The 7476-nt window shown below is 64.0% G+C and carries 6 protein-coding genes and 1 riboswitch; of the genes, 3 read left to right on the forward strand and 3 right to left on the reverse strand.

Features of this window, described 5'->3' with window-relative positions; translation table 11 throughout:
* The first annotated feature begins 55 nt into the window (after positions 1–55).
* Entirely contained in the window at positions 56–526 is a 471-nt protein-coding gene (locus tag EN925_RS15475; RefSeq protein ID WP_013531956.1) for a hypothetical protein, read from the forward strand.
* A 160-nt stretch (positions 527–686) separates the two neighbouring features.
* Entirely contained in the window at positions 687–1862 is a 1176-nt protein-coding gene (locus EN925_RS15480) for a GGDEF domain-containing protein (RefSeq protein ID WP_127368775.1), read from the forward strand.
* Between the two features lies 1 nt (position 1863).
* Here EN925_RS15480 and gcvP read toward each other — a convergent pair whose 3' ends face one another.
* Genes gcvP through gcvT form a run of 3 tightly spaced genes read right to left on the reverse strand, consistent with a single transcriptional unit; the run spans position 1864 to position 6166 of the window.
* Positions 1864–4674, reverse strand: a complete 2811-nt coding sequence (gene gcvP / locus EN925_RS15485; RefSeq protein WP_127385472.1) for an aminomethyl-transferring glycine dehydrogenase — start codon at positions 4672–4674, stop codon at positions 1864–1866.
* A gap of 17 nt (positions 4675–4691) precedes the next feature.
* On the reverse strand, positions 4692–5060 hold the full coding sequence (gene gcvH / locus EN925_RS15490) for a glycine cleavage system protein GcvH (RefSeq protein WP_013531953.1): 369 nt from the start codon (positions 5058–5060) through the stop codon (positions 4692–4694).
* Between the two features lie 5 nt (positions 5061–5065).
* A complete protein-coding gene (gcvT, locus tag EN925_RS15495) occupies positions 5066–6166 on the reverse strand; it encodes a glycine cleavage system aminomethyltransferase GcvT (RefSeq protein ID WP_127385474.1) in 1101 nt (366 codons plus the stop codon).
* A 149-nt stretch (positions 6167–6315) separates the two neighbouring features.
* Positions 6316–6402: riboswitch (glycine riboswitch) on the reverse strand.
* A gap of 244 nt (positions 6403–6646) precedes the next feature.
* On the opposite strand from gcvT, the gene EN925_RS15500 reads away from it, so the two are divergent.
* A partial coding sequence (locus EN925_RS15500) for a hypothetical protein (RefSeq protein ID WP_128336674.1) occupies positions 6647–7476 on the forward strand: 830 nt, incomplete at its 3' end.

A 7476-nucleotide genomic window follows, 5' to 3' on the forward strand; every position in this document is an offset into this window, starting at 1 on the left:
GATATATTGTGTTTCCTGAAGAACGACCCGGCAAATCGGGCGATGAGGCAGGGGCATGCGTCACAATAATTTCCCGGCAATGGCCACGATGGCGGCCGTCTTGATGATGTCTGGCTGTTCGACGAGTGGCGTCGACACCACCAAGACCACCGCCATCCAACCGGCGGCTAAAGACACCGAAACCTCCGATCTGGCGCAAGGCAAGGCGCAGTTTCGCGACGCCAATTACGGCCTCGCCGAAAAGCACTTCCGCAAGGCCGTCGAGTTGAAGGCCGACAATGCGGAGGCCTGGATGGGGCTCGCGGCTTCCTATGATGAACTCGGCCGCTTCGACTTCGCCGACCGTGCCTACGGCCAGCTTCTGAAAGTCGCCGGTCGCAGGCCGCAGATCGTCAACAATATGGGTTATTCGCAACTGCTGCGCGGCAATCGCAAGAAGGCCAAGGCGCTGCTGCTCGAAGCGAAGGCCGGCATGGCCGATCCCACCGTCGTCAACGCCAACCTCGCTCTCCTGAACAAGGGTTGATCTCGCGTCCAATGGTCCGGTTTCGGGACACGTGCCATCGACGCTTTGTAAACCCTATCTGCAGGTTGCATCGATGGATCGCCTGAAAACCCGTATCTGGGGGCAGCCGCTGACCTAGAATGCAGCGCAACCGCCGACGCTCGAGAGGCCCTTGCCCGATATGCTGGACTTCAGTTCGCTCCTGCTCGCAGCCGCGCTGTCGGGCATATGCCTCAGCGTCACCATGTTTGCGATCTGGTTCACCGCGCCCAAGGCAGGTTTCGTGCTGACGGTGGCGTGCGGAATTCTGGTGCTCGTCGCGCATGTGATCCTGTTCTGGCGGTACACCAAGGACCCCGATCCGCTGCTTTGCCAGATCGTGCTTGCGCTGCTCAGCCTGGGGTTCCTGATCCTCTGCTTGTCGGCCATGCAATATCTCGGCGTGCCCGGCTACAGGCGCGCCGTTGCACCGGCGCTTGCCGCCATGACTATCTGTGCCGCTGTCACTTTCCTTGGCTTTGACGGCGTTGGCTTCATCATCACCTACACCACGGTGACGGCGCTGCTGTCGGCGATCGGCGCCATGTTCTGGATCAACGGCAGTCACGATCGCCGCATCCTGCTGGTGGTTTCGTTTCTGAGCGGCACCTGCGCGATGTCGTTTGCGCTTTGCGGCGTGGTTCTGCTGACCAAGGGGCAATGGACGCTCGCGGTTGCGCCCGACAATTGGGCCGAACGATTGAATTCCGTCGTGGCGGTGGCCTGCATGACCGGGCTCGGAGCATTGACGCTCTCCCTCCATCATCTGCAGGCGCAGATCGAGCTCAAGGCCGAGACCATGACCGACCCGCTGACAGGGTTGCTGAACCGCCGGGCATTGACGTCGCTTTACGGCGAGCGGAGTTTCGGTCCATTCATGTCCATCGTCATGTTCGACCTAGACCACTTCAAGCGGACGAACGATGTCTACGGTCACCCGGTTGGAGATCAGGTCTTGTGCCGTTTTGCCGCCGTCATCAAGAAATATGCCCGGCCCGGCGTCGACGCTTTTCGCCTTGGCGGCGAGGAGTTCGCAGTCGTCATGTCGCGGATGACGGACGAAAAGGCCTACGATCTCGCCAGCAAGATCGGCGTGGCTTTCGGCGCCGAAATCGTCCCCACCCAGCTCGGCAAATTGCGCAGCACGGTCAGCGGCGGCATCGGCTTTGGCGAGGCAAGCGGCAGCAGCCTCGACAACGTGCTCACCGAGGCAGACGCGGCGCTCTATGCCGCCAAACGCGCCGGACGAAATTGCGTCATCAGCCGCAAGAGGATGGGCAAGGCCGAGCCGATCAAGCCGGCCTTGCGCTCAGCGTAAATTACTCCGCGGCCCCCAGATAGTCGGACAGCGGCGGGCACGAGCAGACCAGGTTGCGGTCGCCGGCGACATTGTCGATGCGTGACACCGGAGGCCAGTACTTGGCTGCCGTGTCGGCGTCGCCGGCCGGATAGGCCGCTTCCAGGCGCGAGTAGGGATGGTTCCACTGGCCGGCCAGCGCCTCGGCGGCGGTGTGCGGCGCGTTGACCAGCGGATTGTCGGCCAAAGGCCATTCGCCCCTGGCGACTTTTGCTGCCTCTGCCGATATGGCGATCATGGCCTCGCAGAAGCGATCGATTTCCCGCTTGGGCTCGGACTCGGTCGGCTCCACCATCAGCGTGCCGGCGACCGGGAACGACATGGTCGGCGCGTGAAAACCATAATCGATCAGCCGCTTGGCGACATCGTCGACACTGATGCCTGCACTCTCCTTGAGCACACGGGTGTCGAGGATGCATTCATGCGCGACGCGTCCCTGCCTGCCCTTGTAGAGCACCGGGAAATGCGCACTGAGCCGCGTCGCGATGTAGTTGGCGGAAAGGATCGCCGTTTCGGTCGCCTGCTTCAGGCCCGAGGCGCCCATCATGCGGATATACATCCAGGTGATCGGCAGGATCGAGGCGCTGCCGAAGGGGGCGGCGGAGACGGCGTGCGCCGAGCCTTCGGTGACATGGCCGGGCAAATACGGCTTCAAATGCGCCTTGACGCCGATCGGCCCGATGCCGGGTCCGCCGCCGCCATGCGGAATGCAGAAGGTCTTGTGCAGGTTCATGTGGCAGACATCGGCGCCGATGTCGCCGGGACGGGCAAGCCCGACCAGCGCGTTGAGGTTGGCACCGTCGAAATAGACCTGGCCGCCATGCTCATGGATCAGCGCGCAGAGATCGCGTGCGCCTTCCTCGAACACGCCATGCGTCGAGGGATAGGTGAACATCAGCGCTGCGAGATTTTGCGCATGCTCAGTCGCCTTGGCCTTCATGTCGTCCATGTCGATGTTGCCGTCTTCGGTGCAGCGCACGACGACGACGCTCATGCCGGCCATCGCCGCGCTCGCGGGATTGGTGCCATGCGCCGAGGAGGGGATCAGGCAGACGGTGCGGTGGTTGTCGCCGCGCGAGCGGTGATAGCCGCGGATGGCGAGCAGTCCGGCATATTCGCCCTGGCTGCCGGCATTGGGCTGCAAGGTGACGGCGTCGAAGCCGGTGATCTCCGACAGCCAGCCCTCCAGCTCGCCGATCATGGCACGGTAGCCTGCCGAGTGCGCGGCCGGGGCGAAAGGGTGCAGATTGGCAATGCTCGGCCAGCTCACCGGCATCATCTCGGCGGCGGCGTTGAGCTTCATGGTGCAGGATCCCAGCGGGATCATGGCGCGGTCGAGCGCCAGGTCCTTGTCGGCCAGCCGGCGCAGGAAGCGCATCATCTCGGTTTCCGACTTGTTTTCGTGGAAAACAGGCTGGGTCAGGAACTCCTTGCCGCGCGGCTTGCCGGGCACCGTGCTGTCGGCGGAGGCACCAGCCTTGGCGCCGAACAGGGCCGCGATTGCGTCGAGATCGGCCTCGGTGGAGGTTTCGTCGAAGGCGATGCCGATGTGGTCGGCATCGACGGCACGCAGCAATCTGCCGCCCTTTTCAGCGGCGGCGGCGATCGAAGCTGCCTTGCCCTTCACCTCGGCCGTCACCGTGTCGAAGCGGCTTGACCCGAGCACGGAGATGTTTGCTGCTTTGAGCCCGGCGGCAAGACGATTGGCCAACGTGTGGATGCGCCCGGCAATCGCCTGCAGCCCGGCGGGGCCGTGCCAGATGGCATAGGCGGTCGCCATATTGGCGAGCAGCGCCTGCGCGGTGCAGATGTTGGAGGTCGCCTTGTCGCGGCGGATATGCTGTTCACGCGTCTGCAAGGCAAGCCGGTATCCGGGCCGGCCCTTGCTGTCGGTGGACTGGCCGACCAGGCGGCCAGGCATCAGCCGCGTCAGCCTGTCGGAGACGGCGCAATAGGCCGCGTGCGGGCCGCCAAAGCCCATCGGCACGCCAAAGCGCTGCATCGGGCCGACGGCGATGTCGGCGCCAAGCTTGGCCGGCGCGTCGGTCAGCGTCAGGCCGAGCGGGTCGGCGATGAAGACGACGAGGGCGCCGGTCGCGTGTGCCTTGTCGATCGCTGCCTTGTGGTCGCCATAGACGCCAAATGTATCCGGCCAGGAGACAAGCAGGGCGGCGGTGTTGTCGTCGATCGTCTCGCCATCGATCTCGATGCCGAGCGGCTCGGCGCGGGTGCGCACCACGTCCAGCGTCTGCGGGTGCGGCGTGCCGGCAAGTGCTACCTTGGTGCGCTTGTCGCGGTGATGGCGCAGCGCAATGCCGACCGCCTCGGCCACGGCGGTTGCTTCATCCAGCAGCGACGCCGATGCCACCGGCAGGCCGGTCAGTTCGGTGACCAGGGTCTGGAAGTTGAACAGCATTTCCAACCGGCCCTGGCTGATCTCGGCCTGATAGGGCGTGTAGGCCGTATACCAGGCCGGGTTCTCGAACAGATTGCGCTGGATAACCGGCGGCACATGGACGCCGTGATAACCGGCGCCGATGAAGCTCTTCAGCACCGTATTCCCGGCCATGACAGCCGAAAGCTCAGCCAGCGCTTCCGCCTCGCTCGCTGGTGCCGGCAGGGCAAGCGGCCGATCGAGCCGGATCGACTTCGGGACGGACTGGCTGATCAGCGTCTCGATCGAGGGCACGCCGATGGCGGCCAGCATGGCTCTGGTATCGTTGAGGCCGGGACCGATATGGCGGGCCGAGAAGGGGTAGGGTGCTGCGGTCATCTCAATAAGTCCTGATATCAACCGATATGGGCTTTGTAGGCGGCCTCATCCATGAGACCGGCGAGCTGGCTTTCGTCGGCAAGCTTCATCTTCCACAGCCAGCCGGCCCCTGTTGCGGCCGAATTGACCAGTGACGGATCCGACGACAGCGTGCCGTTGGCCTCGGTGATCTCGCCGTCGACTGGTGCATAGACATCGGACGCCGCCTTGACGGATTCGACCACGACGGCGGTGTCGCCCTTGGTCAATTTCTTTCCCGTCTCCGGCAGTTCGACGAAGACGAGGTCGCCGAGCTGCTCCTGCGCGTAATCAGTGATGCCGACCGTGGCGATGCCGCCCTCGACGCGGAGCCACTCGTGATCTGATGTGAAATAGGTTGTTGCCATTGAGATCATCCTTTTCGGTAGCGATGCGGTGTGAAGGGCAGGGAGCTGATATCGACTGGGATTTTCGTGCCGCGCACATCGGCGAAAACCCGAATTCCGGGCTTTGCCAGAGGTGTCGAGACATAGCCCATGGCGACCGGATGGCCGGCCGAGGGGCCGAAGCCGCCCGACGTGACATGGCCGGCCGGGTTGCCGTCGGCGTCGAAGAGCGCGGCACCGCCACGCACCGGTTGGCGGCCTTCCGGCTTCAAACCGACGCGCTTTTGCGCGGGTCCTCGTTCCACCGCGGCGCGGAGCGCATCGGCGCCGATGAAAGTGCCGGAAGCGCGGATGTCCTTTGGGATTGCCCACATCAAGGCGGCGCTGGCCGGGTCGGTTTCCGGTGTGATGTCCTGGCCATGCAGGCAGAGACCGGCCTCCAGGCGCAGGCTGTCGCGCGCGGCCAGGCCGATCCACAGCACGCGCTCGTCTCCGAGCAGCTTCGCGACGAGGTCGCGTGCATCGGCCTCCGGCAAGCCGATCTCGAACCCGTCCTCGCCGGTATAGCCCGACCGGCTCATGAACCAGTTCTTGCGCGGTTCGACCCCATGCATGAACAGCAGCGAGCCGGTCTCGATGCCGGCGCGGGAAAGGGCGGCCCAGGCTTCAGGACCCTGGATGGCCAGGAAGACGCGGTCGAGCGGCTCGATCCTGGCGTCGAAATCCGCGGCAAGTGCACGCAAATGCTTTTCGTCGCCTACGGCGTTGCCGGCATTGGCGACCACCATGAACCTGGCATCGCCAAGCCTGGTGACGATCAGGTCGTCGAGGATGCCGCCTGCTTCGTTGAGGAAAAAGGACAGTTTGGATTGCGAGATTTCGAGCGCGCCGGCATCCAGTGGGCAGGCACGGTTGAGCAGTGCCGCCGCTTCCGGTCCGCTGACCTCGAACAGCTTCATATGCGAGATGTCGAACAGGCCGGCCTGCTCGCGGGTGTGAAGGTGTTCCTTCATGACGCCGGCCGGATAGGTCAGCGGCATCGACCAGCCGGCAAAGGCGCCGAAGCGCGCACCGGCGGCCATATGGATATCTTCAAGGGGAAGGTGTTTTGTGTCGTCGCCCGTCATGTCGTCTCCAGAGTCGCACGCAATCGGTCGCGAATGGCGACCAGTCCGTGCCCCTCTGTCTGAAGCCTGAGAGACTCGCGCAGCCGGAACTCTGTCAGCGGCGCTTACACCTTCGGCGCGGGGGCAAGCCCCGACTTTCCAGAGTGTCTTTCCCGTCTACGGTTCTTTTGCCTGAGAGATTTCGGGCGATTTCCCCTTCGGCGACAGCTCTCGCTGTTCTCTCCCGCAAACAGGTAGGACTCAAGACCCTGAGTCCTCGACGCGCCATCCATAGCTTGCGCGCGACGGCTTGTCACCTGTCAGCAACATCTAAAGCGCGTGCATGTCGTTCTTCAAACCGCGGCACGCTGTCAGGCGACATGCGTTGGCGACAAGTCTTCACTAACCACGCCGTTTGCCGGTTTTTCAAGACACTGCTGATATGTTGGCTTGTATGACGCTATCGGGCCGGCGCTTGGCGACGGCGGACGGGGACGACAAATGGGCGAATTGATCATGAGCGCGCCGGTGGCCGGGCTGACCTCGAAAAGCCGCATCGCCGCGGAGGACGTGGCGATGTTGCGCCATGAAGTGTTCGGCGACGGCGTCGTGACGCGTGGCGAGGCCGAGGCGCTGTTCGCGCTCGATGCCACGGCGAAGGACAAATGCCAGGAATGGCCGCCCTTCTTCATTGAGGCGGTCACCGACTATATCGTCCACCAGGAAAAGCCGTCGGGCTATATCTCGCAGGACAATGCCGACTGGCTGATCCGCACGATCTCGCGCGACGGCATGGTCGACAGCCGGACCGAACTCGAATTGCTGGTGCATGTGCTGGAACAGGCGAAATCGTCGCCGGCCCAGCTTTGTGTGTATGCGCTGGAGCAGGTGGCGCATGCCGTCATTGACGGCAAGGGGCCGCTGATGCTCGGCGGCGTGCTGGCTCCGGGCCTCGTCGCGCAGGCGGAGGTCGAGCTTTTGCGCCGGATCCTCCATGCCCATGGCGGCGACGGCAACATCGCCATCACGCGCGCCGAGGCCGAGGTGCTGCTCAAGATCAACGAGCGGACTGCTCAAGGACAAAACGATCCGTCCTGGAACGAGCTGTTCGTCAAGGCGATCGCCAATTTCGTCATGTGCTCGGCCGGCTACGAAGCACCGACGCGCGACGTGGCGCTGCGCCATGACGCCTTCCTCGAACATGCCGATCCGGAAATCGGCGGCTTCTTCAGCCGCATGATCTCCGGCGGGCTTGCCGGCATCATGGAGGCCTACCGATCTCCTGGCGACATCGAAGCCGAATGGGAAGCCAAGAACAGGGCGGCCGAGGC

This window comes from Mesorhizobium sp. M7A.F.Ca.US.006.04.2.1, assembly GCF_004022915.1.
Classification (GTDB): domain Bacteria; phylum Pseudomonadota; class Alphaproteobacteria; order Rhizobiales; family Rhizobiaceae; genus Mesorhizobium; species Mesorhizobium ciceri.

Coding starts and splice junctions, on each gene's coding strand:
- EN925_RS15475 (WP_013531956.1), top strand. CDS start 56: ATGCGTCACAATAATTTCCCGGCAATGGCCACGATGGCGGCCGTCTTG.
- EN925_RS15480 (WP_127368775.1), top strand. CDS start 687: ATGCTGGACTTCAGTTCGCTCCTGCTCGCAGCCGCGCTGTCGGGCATA.
- gcvP (WP_127385472.1), bottom strand. CDS start 4,674: ATGACCGCAGCACCCTACCCCTTCTCGGCCCGCCATATCGGTCCCGGC.
- gcvH (WP_013531953.1), bottom strand. CDS start 5,060: ATGGCAACAACCTATTTCACATCAGATCACGAGTGGCTCCGCGTCGAG.
- gcvT (WP_127385474.1), bottom strand. CDS start 6,166: ATGACGGGCGACGACACAAAACACCTTCCCCTTGAAGATATCCATATG.